Raw genomic sequence first — 18,041 nt, 5'->3', positions numbered from 1 at the left:
GCGGGTCGTCGTGCCGTCGCCGCGGGGCCGCGGCGGGGTCAGGGCACGAGGACCGGGGACGACGCGTCCGGCACGCGCAGCGACGGCGTGCCGCCGCCGTCCGCCGGGACGGTCCAGACGTCGCTCGGCCGCCCGTCCCGACCGGGCAGCGCGTACGCCAGGGTGCGGTCGTCGAGCCAGGCGGCCTGGTCGTCCACGCTGCGGGTCTCGGCGACCGGATGTTCGTGCAGGGTGCGCAGGTCCAGGACGGACAGCCGCCACGGATCGGCGGCGCCCTCCCGGACCCGCTTCTTGAAGGCGAGCCGGGTGCCGTCCGGCGACAGCGAGGGGCACTCCACGTTCTTCCGGAGGGCGTGCGCCGCCCACTTCCGCATGTCGCCCCGGACCAGGTACGTCCTCCCCTTGGTCGACACGGTCGCGTAGAAGAGGTTGTCGTCGCGGGCGAAGGTCACGCCCCAGTAGTTGACGTCGGGGGAGTGGTAGCGGCGGCCGTCGAGGGTGAGGGGGATCTCCTCGATGTTCTTGATCAGGTAGCCGGTGCGGGTGTCCAGGACGGACGTGCGGGTGGAGAACGACGTGGTGGCGTAGGAGTCGCCGGTGGCGAACATCGTCCAGGCCAGCATCCGTCCGGAGGCCGAGACCCGGGCCCGGTTGGGGATGCCGGTGAGGGCGATCCGGCGTCGTTCGCGGAGCCGGTCGTCCAGGACGACCGCGTACGACCTGGGCGGGATGCCGGGCCGCCGCTGGAGGCAGAGGCCGGTGCCGCCGGCCGCGTGGAAGCGCTCGCACGCGGGCCCGCCGGTCGCCCGCCGGTCGTCGCCCGGTGCCGTGCCGCGCCCGCCCGGTGTCCGGGCCGGCACACTGGCCACCCGACCGGCCCCGGCGCCCGTGCTGCGGAAGTAGAGCCGCCCGTGGTCGAGGCCGAACGCCGAGACGGTGTCGGTCGGTTGGGCGCGCCGGGTGGCGGCGACGGTGTAGCCGACGGCGACGGTGGCCAGCAGCGCACCGGCGACCGCCACGGCGAGGACCCGGGCGCGCCGGGAGGGTGCGGCGGGCGGGGTGGGGATCGGGCTCGTCATGGGCGCGACGGCCGCCTTTCGGGGGGAGGGGCGTCGGGGTCGGGGGCGTTCGGCCGAGCTGAGCGGGGCGGGTCAGCCCGGCCGGGCAGGAGCATGCCGGCCGCCACGAGCGCCGCGGCCAGGGCGAGGGCGGCGGCGACGAGGGCCGGGCCGGCGCCCCAGAGCGTCCAGGCGGCGCCGAAGCCCGCGGCGGCCAGCAGCCGGCACAGTGCCTGGCCCGTCTGGAGCAGCGCCATCCCGCTCGCCCGGTGGGCGGGCGGCAGCACGGGTCCGGCCAGGGCCATCAGTACGCCGTCGGTGGCCGCGTAGAAGACACCGAGCAGCAGCAGGACGCCCACCAGGAGCACGGCTGCGCGCTCTGTCGCCAGGAACAGCAGATAGCCGCCGAGCAGCGCGGCGTGCCCGCACAGGAAGGGCACCCGGCGGCCGACCCGGTCGCCGAGCCGGCCGGCCGGCACGGCCAGCAGGAGGTAGACCGCGGCGGCGCCCAACGGCAGCAGCGGGAACCAGCTCACCGCGAAGTCCAGCCGGCGCTGGAGCAGCAGGTACAGGAAGGAGTCCCCGATGGTCGCCGCACCCAGCAGCCCCGCCGCCGTGCAGAGGCGCCGGAAGGCGGGATCGCGCAGCGGGGCGAGCCACCGCGCCCGGGCGCGGGGCGCCGGGTGCGGCTCCTGTGGGTGGGGTGGCGCGGCGGCCCGCCCGGGGACGAAGGCGACGAGCAGCAGCACCCCGAGCAGTCCCACGCAGAAGCTGACGACGAACACCGCGTCGTAGGCGTCGGCGGTGGCCCACAGGAGCGCGAACGCGGCGAGCGGCCCCAGGAGGGCGCCGGTGGTGTCCATCGCCCGGTGGACGCCGAAGGCCCGGCCGAGCGCGTCCGGTGGTGCGCTGAGCGAGATCAGGGCGTCCCGCGGGGCGGTGCGGACGCCCTTGCCGATGCGGTCCGCGGCGAGCGCGGCGCCGATGCCGAGGGTGCCGCCGCCGGCGAACAGCAGTCCCAGCCGGGACAGCGCGGACAGGGCGTAACCGGCCCCGGCGACCAGCTTGTGCCGGCCGCCGCGGTCGGCGGCGCGTCCTCCGGCCAGGCGGACGAGGGCGGTGACGCCGTTGTAGAGGCCGTCGAGGAAGCCGAACTGGAGGGGGGAGAGGCCCAGTTGGAGGACGAAGTAGAGGGGCAGCACGGCGGTGACCATCTCCGAGGAGACGTCGGTGACCAGGCTGACCGCGCCGAGGGCCAGTACCGGCCCGCCGACGCGGCCCCGCGTCACCTTCGCCGTCGCGGCCGCATCCGTGGTCGCGAGATACATGGATCAGCCCCGGGGGACGTAGGGGGATGGACTCGGGCGGCGGCGCCGTACGGGCCGGCCGTGCCGGGTGCGTCGGCCGGTCCGGGCGCTGCGGCCGCCCCGGTGGTCAGTGGCACTGGTAGGATGGGCTGCTGTCCTTCGTCTTGCCGTCCGTGCCGATCAGGTCCCAGGAGAAGCCGTGGTCGGTGAAGTGCAGCCGCACCACCCCGAAGGTGTCGGTGAGCCGCTTCTCGCTGTGGGGCTGCACCTCCTCGATCTTGTACGGGTTGGCGCCGCCCATGCCGCCGAGCAGTTCCACGATCCCGTTCGGGTCGGCCGTGCCGTCGGGGTCCTGGGGGGCGAACCGCTCGTAGTGGTGGTCGTGCCCGTTGAGGACCAGCTCGGCCCCGGCGTTCCGGAGGAGCTGCCACGCCGGGCGGCTGACCGGGTCGTTGCCGTGCTCGCCGGAGGAGAAGAGCGGGTGGTGCCAGTAGGCGGCCACGCACTTCTTGGACGTGGCGGCCAGGTCGGCCTTCAGCCAGGCCAGTTGCGCGGAGTCCAGGGTGTTGGAGTCCAGTGCGACGAAGTGCCAGTTCTCCTGGTCGAAGCTGTAGTACGGCTTGCCCTGGGGGTACGCCCGGGCGCCGAAGTACGCCTTGTAGCCGGCGAGGGCGCCGGCCGGGTCGTACGTCTCGTGGTTGCCGGCGACCGGGTGGGTCTTGTCCTTGAAGGCGCCCCAGGTCTTGTCGTAGTACCTGGTGAAGTCCTTCAGGCGGGCGTCGTCGTACTGGTTGTCGCCCATGGTCAGCACGAACGCCGGGTCGATCTTCTTGACCAGTGCCGCGGTCCTGGCGTGCTCGCAGTCACGGTCCTTCGCGGTGCACTGCTCGGCGATGTCGCCGGCGGCGACCACCGTGAAACCGGCGGCCGCCGCGCCGGGCGCGCGGTCCGGCGCGGCGTCCGCACGACCGGGGGCGGACCAGAGCGCCACGCCGCCGACGAGCGCGAGGGCGGCGCCCGCGGCGGCGGGAACTCCCCAACGGGGGCCGCCGGCCGCGGACTTCCGCCGGCCGGCCGGCGGGTTCTGGTGGTTCTTCGGGTGCTGCGCCGGATGCCGCTCGGGCTGCTCGGCGCGGGGGATGGACGTCATATCCGTCTCCTGGATCGGCATGGGGGAGCCGTCCCAAGGGATCCTGAAGGGGCCACCATGTACGCGTCAAGAATCTGCGGCATTAATTGTCAGGAAACTTTCCTAACGTTGCTGTGCGCGGTCCGGCGACGGCCCTCACTCCCCCAACTGCACCTCGTAGAAGCAGAGATGATCCTTGATCTCCGCCACTCCGGCGTGCGGCTCGGGGTAGGCCCACACGAGGTCCTCGGGGCCCTGTGCGAGCGACCAGTAGGAGGCGGTGCCCTTGAACGGGCAGACGGTGTGGGTCGCGGAGGGCGTCAGCAGGTCGGTGCGGACGTCCTCCGGCGGCAGGTAGTACCGCACCGGACAGCCGGTCTCCAGGAGCAGCAGCGGTCGCCGGCTCTCGGCGAGCAACTGCCCGTTCACCACGACCCGGACGTGTTCGGTGCCCTGCTTGATCTCGATGCGGTGGCCTTGCGTGGACATGACCTTGATCTCCGTTCGCGTGTCGGACGGCTACCCGCTCAGGGTCGCATCCGGGACGGGTTCAGGGTGATCCCTGAGGCCGGCGCGCCCCGAGAGCGGCACAGTGGCGGGCATGACTCCACAGCAGCCCTCCCGACCGCCCTTCGACGCCGGTGCGGGCGCGGTCCCGGACGCGACGAACCCCCTCTCCCGCAGGGCGGTCGTCGGTGCGGCGGTGGCCGGCGCGGCGGCGCTCGCCGCCTTCGGGCCGGCGCGCCCCGCCGCCGCGGCGCCCCGACCGGCACCGCCCGTCCCGCCCGCACCGCTCCCGCCGCTGGACGTCGCGGCCCTGCGCGCCGCGCTCTCGGATCTGGCGCACCCCGAGGTCACCGGCGCCCAGGTGCGGGTCACCGGCTCCGCGGGCCGCTGGTACGGCACCGCCGGCGTCGCCGACCGGGCGAGCGGCCGGCCCATCGACGCGCACGACACCTTCCGCATCGGCAGCATCACCAAGGTGTTCGTCGCCACGGTGATCCTGCAACTGGCCGCCGAACACCGGCTCGTGCTCGACGCGCCCCTCCAGCGGTACCTGCCCGACCTCCTGCCGTCCGCGTTCCCGCGCCTGAGCATCACCCACCTGCTGAACCACACCAGCGGCCTGCCCGACGAGTCGCGCGACGGCGCTCCGGACCTCTCCACCCCCGAGGGCATCGCCCGGCACCGCTACGACAGGTGGACCCCGCAGCAGCTGGTGTCCCTGGTCTCGCACGGCCCGATGAAGTTCGCCCCCGGCAGCAAGCAGGAGTACCGCGGGATCAACTACGTGCTCCTCGCCCTGCTGATCGAGCGCCTGACCGGCCGTCACTACGGCGAGGCGATCGCCAGCCGCATCCTGCACCCGCTCGGCATGCGGCACACCTCCCTGCCCGGGAAGGACCCCCGCATCCACGGCCCGCACGTGCACGGCTACATGAGGATGACCGACGGCAGCCTGCTCGACATCACCGCCTACGACCAGACGGCCGCCTGGGGCGAGGGCGAGATGATATCGACCACCGGCGACCTGGACCGCTTCCTCACCGCCCTGTTCTCCGGCACGCTGTTGCCGCGCCCCGTCCTGGAGCGCATGTTCACCCTGCCCGACGGGGTGCGCATGGTCGACGGCAGCCCGGCCCGCTACGGCGCCGGGCTCCAGACCGTCACCATGAACGGCATCACCTTCTGGGGCAAGACCGGTGAACGGTACGGCTACGCGTCCGCGCTGGTCGCCACCCGCGACCAGCAGCGCCGCGCGGTGATCGCGTTCAGCCCGACCCACCGGGACGCCACCCAGCTCCAGATGACCCTCCGGGTGGCGGAGGCGCTGACGAAGGGCTGAGCCGGAGCCGTCCGCACGGGGGTTCAGGGGCCGAGGGGGTGCTCGGTGAAGCGGCCGCAGGGGCGGAAGCCCAGCCGCCGGTAGACGGGTTCGCCGTCCGCGGACGCCTGGAGCACGGCGACGGCGGCGCCCTCGGCGCGGGCCGCGTGGAGCGCGGCCAGGGTCAGGGCGGTGCCGTGTCCGCGGCGGCGGTGGGCGGCCAGGGTGCAGACGTTGTAGATCCCGGCGACGCCGGCGTGGTGGAACACCTCGGCCGACGCGACAGGGCGGCCGGCCGCGTACCCGACCAGGTAGCGGGCCGGACAGTCGGCGGCCAGCGCCTGCCGGGCGGCGCGCGCGTAGAAGCGGCGCACGGTGTCGGCGGGCGGATCCCAGTTCGCGGCGAGGACCGCGGCGTAGTGCGCGAGCTGTTCGGGGGTGGTCACCTGCTGGACGTCCAGGGGGCCCGGGACGGCGGCGGGGAGGGCGTCGTCGAGCGCGGCCCACATGGCCGTCTCGTGTGCGGAAGGGGGGAGGCCGGCGGACGCGAGCCGGGCGGCCAGGTCCGGCGGTGTCGAGGCGGGCCCCACCCACCAGGAGAAGGGACGGCCGGTCGCGGCCACCGTGCGGACGGTGTCGGCGATCCGGGCCGCGGCGGTGGCCCCGTCGAAGCGGGCCCCGGCGACGACGTTGAAGGTGTCGTCGGCGAGGCCGCTGTCCGCGACGAGGAGGTCGGCGGCCTCGGTGACGGTCGCGTCCGGGAGGCTGCGGTGCAGATGGCAGGCGTGCTCGGCCAGGTTCCGTTCGATCCTGGCCGGCAGCTCGCGCGGATGGGGAGGAGGGGCGTGCTCATGACGCATGATCAGTGATCAGAACACCTCCGCGACCGAGGGGCAACGCCCTTTCGGGTCGGTGCCCGGCCGTGCGGGCCGGGCACCGACCCGTGGGCCGGCGGTCAGGTGCCGACCGGGCGGATCCCGCGGCCGGCCCAGTCCGGCGCCGGGGTGGTGAGGGCGGCCAGCTGGTCGCGGGTGGCGTCGGGGAACGGGACGGCGGAGCCCTGCCGCTGGTCGACGTGGAGCAGGAAGAGCTCCTCGGTGGCCACCGGGGCGCCGCTGGGAGCGCCGGCGGGATCGCAGCGGTACATCTCGTGGACCACACGGAGCTTCTTCGCGGCCGCGCCGAGCACCGTGGTGCGGACGGCCAGTTGGCTGCCGCGGGGGACCTCGTCGAGATAGCGGACGTGGGCCTCGACGGTGTAGAGCGAGCAGCCCGTGCGCTCCCGGTACGCGGCGTCGAGACCGCACGCGTCCATCAGGGCGTCGGTGGCGAAGCCGAAGACCAGGACGTAGTACGCCTCGCTGAGGTGGCCGTTGTAGTCGATCCAGTCTTCCCGGACGACCTGACGGAAGAGGGGGAGGGGGAGGGGAGCGGGGCCCCCGGCCGGCGTGGACGGATCGGGGGCCATCAGGCGGCGCTCCCGGGCGCGTGGGGGCGCTGGCCGGGGACGGCCGGGTCCGGGGCGGCGGCCCGCTCGCTCCGGGGGAGGCGGCCGGTGGCGCGGAGGACGTCGATGACGCCCTGATCGCGTTCGGCCACCAGGTCGGCGTACGTGCGGTCCCCGGCGGCGGTCGCGCAGCCGTCGACCATCGCGTCCCGCAGCTCACGGTCCAGTTCGGGGGCCTCCAGGCGGGTCCAGGGGGACTTCAAGGAGGGGCCGAAGTGGTCGAGCATGTGGGCCATGCCGCCCTCGCCGCCGGCGAGGGCGAACGTCAGGCAGGGGCCCATGAACGCCCACCGCAGGCCCGGCCCTTCGGTGATCGAGGCGTCGATGTCCTCGACCGTGGCCTCGCCGTTGGCGACCATGTGCAGTGCCTCGCGCCACAGCGCCTCCTGGAGGCGGTTGGCGATGAAGCCGGGCAGCTCGCGGTCCATGGTGATGACCGACTTGCCGGCGACGTCGTAGAAGCGGGAGGCCCACGCCACCGCCGCGGCGTCGGTGTGCGTGCCGCCGACGACCTCGACGAGCGGGATGAGGTACGGCGGGTTGAAGGGGTGGCCGACGACCAGGCGGGACGGGTCGGCCGCCGTGGTCTGCATGTCGGTCATCGGGTAGCCGGAGGTCGAGGAGGCGATGACCACGCCGGGGCGCGCGGCGGCGTCCAGCTCGGCGAGGAGCGAACGCTTCAACTCCAGCTTCTCCGGGGCGCTCTCCTGCACGAAGTCGGCGTCGGCGACGGCCTCGGCGAGGGTCGGGGCGACCGTCAGCCGGTCCGGGGAGGCGCCGTCGGCGAGCCCCAGTTGTTCCAGGGCGGGCCAGGCGGCGGCCACCAGGCGGCGGAGCTTGTCCTCGGCGTCGTCGGCGGGGTCCCAGGCGGTCACGTCGTAGCCGCGGGCGAGGAAGTGGGCTACCCAGCCGCCGCCTATGACGCCGGCGCCGATGCAGGCCACGCGGCGGACGGCCTCGGGGGTGGTGGAGGGGGTGAAGGGCATGGGGTGCTGCCTCCTGGGCGGGAGTTCGCGCGACGGAACGGGGTGGTTGCGGGGCGTCGGTGTGGCGGTTGCTCGTGGCGGTCTCAGCCGCGCGGCTTCAGGCCGAGGCGGGCGCGGGCCTGGTCCGGGGTGGCCACGGTGGAGCCGAGGAGTTCGGTGATCTGGACGGCGCGCTCGACGAGTTGGGCGTTGGTGGCCTTGACGCCGCGGCTCAGGTAGAGGTTGTCCTCCAGGCCGACGCGGACGTTGCCGCCGAGCAGGATGGACTGGGCGACCCAGGGCATCTGCATCCGGCCCAGCGCGAAGCTCGCCCACTGGGCGCCCTCGGGCAGCATGTTCACCATCGACTGAAGGACCCCGGGGTCGGCCGGGGCGCCCCACGGCACGCCCATGCAGAGCTGGAAGACGCTGGGGTCGTCCAGCAGGCCCTCGGCGAGCAGCTGCTTGGCGAACCACAGCTGGCCGGTGTCGAAGATCTCCAACTCCGGCCGGACGCCGAGCTCCTGGATCCGCTTGGCGCCGGCGCGCAGCATGTCGGGCGTGGAGACGTAGAGCGTGGAGCCGTCGCCGAAGTTGAGGGAACCGCAGTCCAGGGTGCAGATGTCGGGGAGCAGGTCCTCGACGTGCGGGAGCCGTTCCAGGCCGCTGACCAGGTCGGTGCCGGGCAGCTGGGTGAGCGGGCGCTCCGGGTCGATGACCAGGTCGCCGCCCATGCCGGCGGTGAGGTTGATGACGACGTCGGTGCCGGTCTGCTTGATGCGGTCGACGACCTCGGCGTACAGGCGGGGGTCGCGGGACGGGGCGCCGGTCTCGGGGTCGCGGACGTGGATGTGCACCACCGCGGCGCCCGCGGCGGCCGCCTCGACGGCGGACTGTGCGATCTGCTCGGGCGTCACGGGGACGTGCGGGGAGCGGCGGACGGTGTCACCGGCGCCGGTGAGCGCGCAGGTGATGATGACGTCGCTGGTCGGGGTGGTCATGGGGTCCCTTCGGGTCGGGGTGGGCGGGCAGGGGCGCGGCGGGCGGACGGGGCACGCACCGTCGCGGGGCGCGCGGGGTCATCAGCAGGGGCGGTGGCCGCCCGGTCGCGCGCTCGTCAGGGGCGGTGCGCGTCGAGTTCGTTCTCCACGAACGTCAGCAGGGCGGCGTGCATGGTGTCGGGGCTGGTGCTGTCCGGGGCGGTGGCCAGCACCTGGGTGGCCAGGCCGTCGATGAGGGCGGTGAGCCTCAGGGCGGTCACGTCCGGGTCGACGGGACGGAAGACGCCCTGCTCGGTGCCGCGTCGGAGGACGTCGGCGACGGTGGTGCGCCACTGCCGGTAGTAGTGCTCGTGGAGCCGTCCCACGGCGGTGTCGCGGGCGGCCTGCGCCCACAGGTCCAGCCAGACCAGCCACTGCCGGCGCTGCTGCGCGGTGCGCGGCGTCTGCAGGGCGATCAGGTGCAGGAGTTCGGTGCGGGCGTCGGGGGCGGCGGCCAGTCCGGCCGCGCGGCGGTCGGTGTCCTCGTCCATGCACCAGCGGACGGCGGCTTCCAGGAGTTCGTCGCGGCCGGGGAAGTGGTAGTGGACGGCGGCCGGGCTGGTGCCGCAGGCGGCGGCGATGTCGGCGACCCGCACGGCGTGGAAGCCGTGCTCGGCGATCAGCCGGACGGTCTCCCGGACGATCTGGAGCGGCCGGCCGCCCTCGGGCACCGCGGCCGGCTCGCGCTCCGGGGGCGCCGCGGGGCGTTCCGGGGCGCCCAGCAGCCAGCCGGTGTCCACTCCGCCCAGGTCGGCGATGCGGACGATCTCGGCGAGGGCGAACCGTCGGGTGCCGCTCAGGGACCGGGAGAGCTTGGAGGGGTCCATCACGATCCGGCGGGCGAATTCCCGATGGCTGCACCCGAGCCGTGCGATCACCTGCCGGACGCGGTCGGTGACGTGTCCGGCGTCGTCGGCGATCCGGTCCCCGGGGTCTGCGTTCATGGCCGGGGACGCTAACAGGGTGTTGAGAACATCGCAACGCCATCAGCGGGCGATCGTAGAGAAAAGTCCTGTTCCGTGGGTATCTGTCGGGCGGCGTTGTGGGAATACTGAGCCGTGAGTCAGTGGTGTTGCGGAGGGGGTGGGCGGCTCCCGCTGGCAGGCGTGGGGCCGGTCGGGGCGGGGCGCGCCGGACGCGGGAACTCGGGGAGGGTGGCGGTGCTGGACAAGCCGCAATACGGGTGAATGTGGCAAAGTGACGGCATGGCTGACCGGGGAGCGAAGCGGCCCACCGTGTCGGTGCCGGACGACTGGCCCGCCCACCCGGACCTGACCCTGGCCCTCAACGGGATGGGCGGCTTCGACTGGGACCTCGACAGCGGGCTGATGCACCTGGATCCGCCCGCACTGGAGGTTTTCGACCTCCGGCCGGCGGAGTACGACGACCGCCCGGCGAGCCTCGGCTCCCGCGTGCCGGGCTACGAGGTGGCCCGGCTCGACGCCCTGGTGGCCCGCGCGCTCAAGGACGGCAGCCACTCCTACGGCGCCTACTTCCGGATCCGGCTGCGCGACGGCGAACTGCGCTGGACGCACGCCCAGGGCAGCATCCGCCGCGATCCCACCGGCCGGCCCCGCCGCGTCATCGGCGTGGTCCGCGACGCCAGCGACGAGTACGCCCAGGCCGCCGAGCGGATCGCGGTCACCGAGGAGCGCCGCCGGCACACCAGCGTCGTCGAGCGCACCACCGCCGCCCTCGCCCACGCCCGCACGGTCGGCGAGGTCATCGGCGTGCTCGCCGATGAGCAGGGGCTGAGCCGGCTGGGCGCCGAGAACGTCATCCTCGGCCTGGTCGAGGCCGGACGGATCCGGCTGGTCTCCGAGGGCAAGGCCGGCAGCTTCGTCCCGGACCTGGAGTACACCCGGATCGGCGACGAGTTCCCGATGAGCGAGGTGGTGCGCACCCTCGCCCCGCGGTTCGTCCACAGCCGGGAACAGTTCCGCACCCACTACCCGCGACTGTGGCCGGCCGTCGAGCCGCTCAACGTCAGCTCCGCCGCGTATCTGCCGCTGATCGCGCAGGGCCGCCCGATCGGGGTGATCGGGCTGTTCTTCGAGCGCGAGAGCGACTTCCGCGACCAGGAGCGCAACGTACTGCTCGCGCTGGGCAGCAGCATCGCGCAGAGCCTGGCCCGGGCGATGCTCTACGACCAGGAGCACGAGATCGCCGCCGGCCTCCAGCAGGCCATGCTGCCGCGCCGGATCCCCGGCTTCCCCGAGGCGCAGATCGCCGTCCGCTACCGCTCCGCGCGGATGGGCCGGGACATCGGCGGCGACTGGTACGACGTGATCCCGCTGCCGGACGGCCGGGTCGCCGCCGTGATCGGCGACGTCCAGGGCCACGACACCCAGGCCGCCGCCCTCATGGGACAGCTGCGGATCGTGCTGCGCGCCTACGCGGCCGAGGGGCACGCGCCGGCCACCGTGATGGCCAGGGCCTCCGCGTTCCTCAACGAACTCGACACCGACCGCTTCGCCACCTGCACCTACGTCGACGCCGACCTGACCACCGGCGCCGCCCGGTTCGTCCGGGCCGGCCACCTCGACCCGATGGTGCGGCACGCCGAGGGCATCTGCCGGCGGCTCCCGGTGGCCGGTGGCCTGCCGCTCGGCATCTCCTCGGAGTTCCGGCTGCTGGACTACCCCGTCACCACCGTCCACCTCGCCCCCGGCGACACCCTGGTGCTGTGCACGGACGGGCTGGTCGAGGAGCCCGGCGCCGATCTGGACGCCGGGCTGCGGCACTTGGCGCGGGAGGTCCGGGACGGCCCGCAGGACGTCCAGCAACTCGCCGACCGGCTCTGCGAGTCGGCGGACGACCGGCGGGGCGAGGACGACATGGCGCTGCTCCTGCTGCGCCGCCTCGGCGCGCCCGAGCACGACACGGCCGGCCGCTTCCGGCAGCACATCGCCCCCTCCGACCCCGCGGGACTCTCCGCCGCCCGCCACATGATCCGCGCCGCGGTCCGCGCCTGGGGCGCCCGCGAACGCGCCGACGAGATCGAACTGGTCGCCGACGAGCTGATCACCAACGCCCTGTTGCACACCGACGGCGAGGCCGTGGTCAACATCCGGATGCCGCACGGCGCCGAACGCCGACTGCGGCTGGAGGTCGAGGACGGGTCCAGCAGCCTGCCGCGCCGCCGGGAACCAGGCGAGGCCGGGGTCTCCGGCCGCGGTCTGCTGCTCGTCGATCGGCTGGCCGATGTCTGGGGAGTGGAACCGCGCGGCGGCGGAAAGTGCGTATGGTGCGAGTTCAACTGCCCCTGACCGGGAAGGCCCTGGCCGACCCCGGCACTCAGCGGGAACGAGCGCCGAGGAATCGGCACGGCCAAGTGAGGACTGCTCTATGGGATCGCGGGCGGAACAGCGCGACAGCGCCCGCCAGTTGGCGGCGCGCCTCGACGCGGAAGGCGTCGGCAACGTGGCGCTGACCTGGGTGGACAATGCGGGCATCACCCGCGTCAAGTCGGTTCCGGCGCCCCGACTGACCGACGTCGTCACCCGCGGTGTCGGCATGTCACCCGTCTTCGACGTCTTCACCTCCGACGACGCCATCGCGGTGTCCGACCACCTCGGCGGCCCCGACGGCGACCTGCGGCTCTTCCCCGACCTGGACCGGCTCACCACGCTCGCCGCGCAGCCCGGTTGGGCTTGGGCGCCGGTCGACCGCTACGACCAGCTGGGCCAGCCGCACCCCGCCTGCCAGCGGCTCTTCGCCCGCCGGATGGTCGACCGGGCGGCCGCCGCCGGCCTGGAGCTGCGGATGGGCTTCGAAACGGAATGGGTGGTCACCCGCGCCCCGCAGGGCCCCGCCGACGCCGCCGCGCTCGACTACCCCTGCACCGGCCCCGCCTACGGCATGGCCCGGGTCGTCGCGCTCTCCGACTACCTCCGCGACGTCACCGAGGCCCTCACCGTCCAGGGCGTCGAGGTGCTCCAGCTCCACCCCGAGTACGCGCCGGGCCAGTTCGAGGTCAGCACCGCCGCCGGCGACCCGCTGCGCGCCGCCGACGACGTCGTCCTGGTCCGCGAGACGATCCGCGCGGTCTCCGCCCGGCACGGTCTGCGCGCCGGATTCGCCCCGTCCGTGGTCGCCGGCGAGGTCGGCAACGGCTGCCACCTCCACCTCAGCCTGCACCGCGCGGGGACGAGCCTGCACCGGAGCGCCGGCGCCGACTGGGGCCTGGCGCCCGAGGCGGTCGCGTTCCTCGCCGGCGTCCTGGACGCGCTGCCCGCCCTGCTCGCCGTCGGCTGCCCCTCGCCCGCCAGTTACCTGCGCCTGCAACCCTCCCACTGGGCCGGGGTCTACCAGTGCTGGGGCGTGGAGAACCGCGAGGCGGCGCTCCGCCTGGTCACCGGCGCCCCCGACGACCCCGACGGCGGCCACGCCGAGGTCAAGACCTTCGACGCCGCCGCCAACCCCTACCTCGTGGTCGGCGCGGTGATCGCCGCCGGGCTGCACGGCATCGACACCGCGGCCCACCTGCCCGCCCCGCAGGCCGGCGACCCGGGCCTCCTCGGCGTCCGCGAGCGGGCCCGGCGCGGCATCGTGCGGCTGCCCGCCACGCTCACCGAGGCCGCCGACCGGTTCGAGAAGGCGACGCCGCTGCGCGAGGCGCTGGGCGACGTGCTGCACGGCGCGGTGCTCGCGGTCCGACGGGCCGAGGAGGCGCACTTCGCGGAGCAGGAGCCGGAAGAGATCGCCGCGGCCACCCGCTGGCGCTGGTGAGGGCCACCCGCGCGGCGGGGCCCGGCGCCCCGGCCCCGCCGCAGTACGGGCCCGACGCCGCCGCGGTGCTGGACGGACTGCCGCCGCTGGTGGACCACCACTGCCACGGCGTGGTCCGCCACGAACCCGACCCCGCGACGTTCGCCGCGTTCCTCACCGAAGCGGACCGGCCGCCCGCGGCCGGCACCACCCACTTCGACACCCAGACCGGCTTCGCGGTACGCCGCTGGTGCCCCCCGCTGCTCGACCTGCCCGCGCACTGCCCGCCCGAGCGCTACCTCGCCCGACGCCGCGAACTCGGCCCGGACGAGACCCGACGGCGCCTGCTGTCCGCCACCGGGATCGGCGCCTACCTCGTCGACACCGGACTCCCCGGCGACCTGACCGGACCGGACGAGACGGCCGCCGCGGGCGGCGCCACCGGGCACGAGGTGGTGCGGTTGGAGGCGCTGGCCGAACGGACCGCGACCGACCACCGCGGGCCCGGCGCGGCGGACGCCGCCGAGGCGTTCCTCGCCGCCCTGGCCCACGCCGTGCGGGCGGCCGCCGAGAGCGCCGTCGCCTTCAAGTCCGTCGCCGCCTACCGGCACGGCCTCGCCCTGGACCCCGCGCCGCCCGGCCCCGACGCGGTGCGCCCGGCCGCCCGCGCCTGGCTCGCCGCCGGCGCGCCCCGGCTCACCGACCCGGTCCTGCTGCGCCACCTCGTCTGGCTCGCGGTCGCCACCGGCCGCCCGCTCCAACTCCACACCGGTTTCGGCGACCCCGACCTGCGGCTGGACCACGCCGATCCGGCGCTGCTCACCGACCTCGTACGGGCCACCGCGGACACCGGCACCGACCTGGTGCTGCTGCACTGCTACCCGTACCACCGGCAGGCCGCCTACCTGGCCGCGGTCTTCCCGCACGTCCACGCCGACGTCGGACTGACCCTCACCCACGTCGGGCCGCGGGCCACCGCGGTGCTCGCCGAATTCCTGGAACTGGCCCCGTTCGGCAAGCTGCTGTTCTCCACCGACGCCTACGGCCTGCCGGAGCTCTACACGGTGGGCAGCGCGCTGTTCCGGACCGCGCTGGGGGAGGTGCTGGGCGGCTGGGCGGCGTCCGGTGCCTGGTCGATGGCGGACGCCCGGCGGGTCGCGGCGATGATCGCCGCCGGGAACGCGCGCCGGGTGTACGGGCTGACGGACGACGGTCCGACGGAGCCCGTCGGGTAAGGGGCGCTCGGCCCCTACGCCTATTCCCCAGCGGCCCGGCGACGTGGTTTACTGCCGCGTGCCACGTACAACGACCTCCGACGAGCCCGCCGATGACCAGGCCGGAAAGTCCGACGAGCCCCGGATACCGGCCCGCGGCCGGATATTCGCCGACCTGACCCCGCTGCGCACCTCGCCCGACTACCGCCGCCTGTGGTGCGGCAACACCGTCTCCTGGATGGGCCAGCAGATGACCGCGCTGGCGGTCTCCCTCCAGGTCTACGCCCTCACCCGCTCCACCTTCGCCGTCGGCCTGGTGGGCCTGTGCTCGCTGGTCCCGCTGGTCGTCTTCGGGCTCTACGGCGGCGCCATCGCCGACACCGTCGACCGCCGCAAGCTGGGCCTGTTCAGCGCCGCCGGCGCCACCACGATGTCCGTGGTGCTGGCCACCGCGGCACTGCTCGGCTACCACCGGGTCTGGCTGCTCTACACCGTCGTCGCCCTCCAGGCCGTCTGCTTCGCGATGAACTCCCCGGCCCGCTCGTCGATGATCCCCCGCCTGCTGCCCACCGAGCAGCTGCCGGCCGCCAACGCCCTGCAGTCCCTCACCTCCAACCTCGGCCTGATGGGCGGACCGATGCTCGGCGGCGTGATCGTCGGCATGTGGGGCTACCAGGCGGCCTACCTCATCGACGTGGTGGCCTTCACCGCCTCGCTCTACGCGATGTGGCGGCTGCCCGCCATGCGGCCCGAGCAGGGCGACGGCCCGACCCGCCGCGCCTCCGTCCTGGACGGCCTGCGGTTCCTCGCCACCCGCCCCAACCTGCGCATGACGTTCTTCTCCGACCTCGCGGCGATGGTGCTGGCCCAGCCGCGGGCCCTGTTCCCCGCGGTCGCCGCGCTCTGGTTCGGCGGCGACGCCAAGACCGTCGGCCTGCTGGTCGCCGCGCCCGCGGTCGGCGCCGTCCTGGGCGGCCTGTTCTCCGGCTGGCTCGGCGGCATCCGGCGGCACGGCCTGGCCATCCTCATCGCGGTGGCGGCCTGGGGTGCCGCCGTCGCCGCCTTCGGCCTCTCCCGGCACCTGTGGCTCGGCCTGTTCTTCCTGGCCGTCGCCGGCTGCGCGGACACCGTCTCCATGGTCTTCCGCAGCACCATGCTCCAGGCCGCCACCCCGGACGAGATGCGCGGCCGCCTCCAGGGCGTCTTCATCGTCGTGGTGGCCGGCGGGCCCCGGCTCGGCGACTTCCTGGCCGGCTCCGCGGCCGACCTGACCTCGCCCGCCACCGCGGTGATCGGCGGCGGCCTGGCCTGCGTCCTGGTCGTCACCGCACTCGGGCTGGGCCGCCGCGCCTTCGCCCGGTACGACGCCCGGGACCCGCAGCCGTGACCTTCAGGGCCGGGCCGGCCCGTCACGGGACCCGGCCCGGCGCCGCGATCCGCCGTGCGGGCCGGCCATAGACGGGCGAGACTCGGGTACGGGGGCCCGTAAGCCACCCGTCGTCCCACCCCGGAGGCCCGTCGTGCAGCGGCAATCGCCCGTCCGCCGTCACCGCACCCCCGGCTGCGACCGGCAGCCCCCACCGATCCCGCCGGACCCCGGAGGCCCGCCGCCCGGTCCGGTCCCGGAGCCCCCGCCCGGCCCCGTGCCGCCCGAGCCGCTGCCCGGGCCGCCCCAACCGCCGGCGCCGCCGGACCCGATCCCCCCGGACCCCTCGCCGGTGCCGCGCCCGCCCGGACCCGATCCGGTCCCGGAGCCGTCCCCGGCCCCCGGACCGCTCTCCCAGGCGTCACCCGGGCACTCCTAGCGCCCGGCCCCGGCGTCCCCGCCCAGCCACCGCAGCACACCGCAGCACACCGCAAGGAGGTGTCGAACATGGCCATCGCCACGGTCAACCCGGCCACCGGCGAGACCCTCAAGACCTTCGACGCGCTCAACGCGGGCGAGATCGAGGACCGACTGGTCCGCGCCGACCAGGCGTTCCAGGACCACCGCCGCACGTCCTTCGCCCACCGCGCCGAACTCCTGCACCGCGCCGCCGACCTGCTCGAAGCCGACCAGGACGGCATCGCCCGCACCGTCACCACCGAAATGGGCAAACCGCTGGCCCAGGCCCGCGCCGAGGCCGCCAAGTGCGTCAAGGCGATGCGCTGGTACGCCGACCGCGCCGAGGCGCTCCTCGCCGACGAGCAGCCCGATCCCGCCGACGTCCGGGACTCCGGCGCGGCCCGCGCGGTGGTGCGCTACCGCCCGATCGGCACCGTCCTCGCGGTGATGCCCTGGAACTTCCCGCTCTGGCAGGTCGTCCGGTTCGCCGCCCCCGCCCTGATGGCCGGCAACACCGGTCTGCTCAAGCACGCCTCCAACGTCCCGCAGACCGCGCTCTACTTGGAGGAGCTGTTCCGCCGCGCCGGCTACCCCGACGGCTGCTTCCAGACCCTGCTGATCGGCTCCGCCGCGGTCGAGGAGGTCCTGCGCGACCCCCGGGTCGCCGCCGCCACCCTGACCGGCAGCGAACCCGCCGGCCGCGCGGTCGCCGCCGTCGCCGGTGACGAGATCAAGAAGACCGTCCTGGAACTCGGCGGCAGCGACCCCTACGTCGTCCTGCCGTCGGCCGACCTGGACAAGGCCGCCCGGATCGCGGTCACCGCCCGCGTCCAGAACAACGGCCAGTCCTGCATCGCCGCCAAACGCTTCATCGTCCACGCCGACGTGCACGACGCCTTCGCCGAACGGTTCACCGCCCGGATGGCCGCGCTGACCGTCGGCGACCCGATGGACGAGGCCACCGACGTCGGCCCGCTCGCCAGCGAACAGGGCCGCTCCGACCTGGAGGAGCTGGTCGACGACGCGGTCCACCAGGGCGCCCGGGCGCAGTGCGGCGGCCGCCGCCCGCCCGACCGGCACGCCGGCTGGTTCTACGAGCCGACCGTGCTCACCGGCATCACCCCGAGCATGCGGATCCACCAGGAGGAGGCGTTCGGCCCGGTCGCCACGCTCTACCGCGTCGCCGACCTGGACGAGGCGATCGCGCTCGCCAACGACACGCCGTTCGGCCTGAGTTCCAACGCCTGGACCCGGGACGCCGCCGAACAGGACCGCCTGGCCCGGGACCTCCAGGCCGGCGGGGTGTACTTCAACGGCATGACCGCCTCCCACCCCGGCCTGCCCTTCGGCGGCGCCAAGCGCTCCGGCTACGGCCGTGAGCTCTCCGGCCACGGCATGCGGGAGTTCTGCAACATGACGACGGTGTGGTTCGGACCGGAGGAGTGAGCCCGCGGGCCCCGA

Annotated in this window: 15 protein-coding genes; 6 read left to right on the top strand and 9 right to left on the bottom strand. The window is 74.7% G+C overall.

The features are described from left to right. Nucleotides 1-38: 38 nt before the first annotated feature. The 4 genes from ACJ6WD_RS01380 to ACJ6WD_RS01365 all read right to left on the bottom strand — a co-directional run bounded on the left by ACJ6WD_RS01380 (nt 39) and on the right by ACJ6WD_RS01365 (nt 3,983). Nucleotides 39-1,079: a hypothetical protein gene (locus tag ACJ6WD_RS01380; RefSeq protein WP_407614967.1), complete on the bottom strand. Its 1,041-nt coding sequence runs from the start codon at nt 1,077-1,079 to the stop codon at nt 39-41. Further along, entirely contained in the window at nt 1,076-2,386 is a 1,311-nt protein-coding gene (locus ACJ6WD_RS01375) for an MFS transporter (RefSeq protein WP_407614966.1), read from the bottom strand. Before ACJ6WD_RS01375 ends, ACJ6WD_RS01380 begins: the two co-directional genes overlap by 4 nt. A gap of 106 nt (nt 2,387-2,492) precedes the next feature. Next, entirely contained in the window at nt 2,493-3,515 is a 1,023-nt protein-coding gene (locus tag ACJ6WD_RS01370) for a metallophosphoesterase family protein (RefSeq protein ID WP_407614965.1), read from the bottom strand. 135 nt (nt 3,516-3,650) lie between these two features. After that, nucleotides 3,651-3,983 (bottom strand): DUF427 domain-containing protein, encoded by a 333-nt coding sequence (locus tag ACJ6WD_RS01365; protein ID WP_016575152.1) that lies wholly within the window; start codon nt 3,981-3,983, stop codon nt 3,651-3,653. A gap of 112 nt (nt 3,984-4,095) precedes the next feature. On the opposite strand from ACJ6WD_RS01365, the gene ACJ6WD_RS01360 reads away from it, so the two are divergent. Further along, complete coding sequence (locus ACJ6WD_RS01360; protein WP_407614964.1) at nt 4,096-5,340, top strand: serine hydrolase domain-containing protein; 1,245 nt, start codon at nt 4,096-4,098, stop codon at nt 5,338-5,340. Between the two features lie 23 nt (nt 5,341-5,363). On the opposite strand, the gene ACJ6WD_RS01355 is transcribed toward ACJ6WD_RS01360, so the two are convergent. The 5 genes from ACJ6WD_RS01355 to ACJ6WD_RS01335 form a co-directional block, all read right to left on the bottom strand. Continuing rightward, nucleotides 5,364-6,128 (bottom strand): GNAT family N-acetyltransferase, encoded by a 765-nt coding sequence (locus tag ACJ6WD_RS01355; RefSeq protein WP_376436450.1) that lies wholly within the window; start codon nt 6,126-6,128, stop codon nt 5,364-5,366. Between the two features lie 146 nt (nt 6,129-6,274). Continuing rightward, on the bottom strand, nt 6,275-6,787 hold the full coding sequence (locus ACJ6WD_RS01350; protein ID WP_233656527.1) for a thioesterase family protein: 513 nt from the start codon (nt 6,785-6,787) through the stop codon (nt 6,275-6,277). Next, entirely contained in the window at nt 6,787-7,812 is a 1,026-nt protein-coding gene (locus ACJ6WD_RS01345; protein ID WP_233656529.1) for a 3-hydroxyacyl-CoA dehydrogenase NAD-binding domain-containing protein, read from the bottom strand. The genes ACJ6WD_RS01350 and ACJ6WD_RS01345 overlap by 1 nt, the downstream gene beginning before the upstream one ends. An 83-nt stretch (nt 7,813-7,895) precedes the next feature. Further along, nucleotides 7,896-8,792 (bottom strand): 3-keto-5-aminohexanoate cleavage protein, encoded by an 897-nt coding sequence (locus ACJ6WD_RS01340; protein WP_038523433.1) that lies wholly within the window; start codon nt 8,790-8,792, stop codon nt 7,896-7,898. Nucleotides 8,793-8,908: 116 nt separating this feature from the next. After that, on the bottom strand, nt 8,909-9,775 hold the full coding sequence (locus ACJ6WD_RS01335; protein ID WP_016574552.1) for a TetR/AcrR family transcriptional regulator: 867 nt from the start codon (nt 9,773-9,775) through the stop codon (nt 8,909-8,911). Nucleotides 9,776-10,036: 261 nt separating this feature from the next. On the opposite strand from ACJ6WD_RS01335, the gene ACJ6WD_RS01330 reads away from it, so the two are divergent. The 5 genes from ACJ6WD_RS01330 to ACJ6WD_RS01310 all read left to right on the top strand — a co-directional run bounded on the left by ACJ6WD_RS01330 (nt 10,037) and on the right by ACJ6WD_RS01310 (nt 18,026). Continuing rightward, nucleotides 10,037-12,100, top strand: coding sequence for a SpoIIE family protein phosphatase (locus ACJ6WD_RS01330; RefSeq protein WP_233656530.1), 2,064 nt, complete (start codon nt 10,037-10,039; stop codon nt 12,098-12,100). A 79-nt stretch (nt 12,101-12,179) separates the two neighbouring features. Further along, complete coding sequence (locus ACJ6WD_RS01325; protein ID WP_376436337.1) at nt 12,180-13,562, top strand: glutamine synthetase family protein; 1,383 nt, start codon at nt 12,180-12,182, stop codon at nt 13,560-13,562. Between the two features lie 68 nt (nt 13,563-13,630). Next, nucleotides 13,631-14,776 (top strand): amidohydrolase family protein, encoded by a 1,146-nt coding sequence (locus ACJ6WD_RS01320; RefSeq protein WP_407615104.1) that lies wholly within the window; start codon nt 13,631-13,633, stop codon nt 14,774-14,776. A 58-nt stretch (nt 14,777-14,834) separates the two neighbouring features. Beyond that, on the top strand, nt 14,835-16,142 hold the full coding sequence (locus tag ACJ6WD_RS01315) for an MFS transporter (RefSeq protein WP_020930069.1): 1,308 nt from the start codon (nt 14,835-14,837) through the stop codon (nt 16,140-16,142). A gap of 486 nt (nt 16,143-16,628) precedes the next feature. Then, on the top strand, nt 16,629-18,026 hold the full coding sequence (locus ACJ6WD_RS01310) for an NADP-dependent succinic semialdehyde dehydrogenase (RefSeq protein WP_016572066.1): 1,398 nt from the start codon (nt 16,629-16,631) through the stop codon (nt 18,024-18,026). Nucleotides 18,027-18,041: the final 15 nt, after the last annotated feature.

The organism is Streptomyces sp. VTCC 41912 (assembly GCF_045799175.1).
Lineage (GTDB): Bacteria > Actinomycetota > Actinomycetes > Streptomycetales > Streptomycetaceae > Streptomyces > Streptomyces albulus_C.
Note: the sequence above shows the minus strand (reverse complement) of the source record. Positions and strands in the feature narration are given on the sequence as shown.

Coding starts and splice junctions, on each gene's coding strand:
- ACJ6WD_RS01380 (WP_407614967.1), bottom strand. CDS start 1,079: ATGACGAGCCCGATCCCCACCCCGCCCGCCGCACCCTCCCGGCGCGCC.
- ACJ6WD_RS01375 (WP_407614966.1), bottom strand. CDS start 2,386: ATGTATCTCGCGACCACGGATGCGGCCGCGACGGCGAAGGTGACGCGG.
- ACJ6WD_RS01370 (WP_407614965.1), bottom strand. CDS start 3,515: ATGACGTCCATCCCCCGCGCCGAGCAGCCCGAGCGGCATCCGGCGCAG.
- ACJ6WD_RS01365 (WP_016575152.1), bottom strand. CDS start 3,983: ATGTCCACGCAAGGCCACCGCATCGAGATCAAGCAGGGCACCGAACAC.
- ACJ6WD_RS01360 (WP_407614964.1), top strand. CDS start 4,096: ATGACTCCACAGCAGCCCTCCCGACCGCCCTTCGACGCCGGTGCGGGC.
- ACJ6WD_RS01350 (WP_233656527.1), bottom strand. CDS start 6,787: ATGGCCCCCGATCCGTCCACGCCGGCCGGGGGCCCCGCTCCCCTCCCC.
- ACJ6WD_RS01345 (WP_233656529.1), bottom strand. CDS start 7,812: ATGCCCTTCACCCCCTCCACCACCCCCGAGGCCGTCCGCCGCGTGGCC.
- ACJ6WD_RS01340 (WP_038523433.1), bottom strand. CDS start 8,792: ATGACCACCCCGACCAGCGACGTCATCATCACCTGCGCGCTCACCGGC.
- ACJ6WD_RS01335 (WP_016574552.1), bottom strand. CDS start 9,775: ATGAACGCAGACCCCGGGGACCGGATCGCCGACGACGCCGGACACGTC.
- ACJ6WD_RS01330 (WP_233656530.1), top strand. CDS start 10,037: ATGGCTGACCGGGGAGCGAAGCGGCCCACCGTGTCGGTGCCGGACGAC.
- ACJ6WD_RS01325 (WP_376436337.1), top strand. CDS start 12,180: ATGGGATCGCGGGCGGAACAGCGCGACAGCGCCCGCCAGTTGGCGGCG.
- ACJ6WD_RS01310 (WP_016572066.1), top strand. CDS start 16,629: ATGGCCATCGCCACGGTCAACCCGGCCACCGGCGAGACCCTCAAGACC.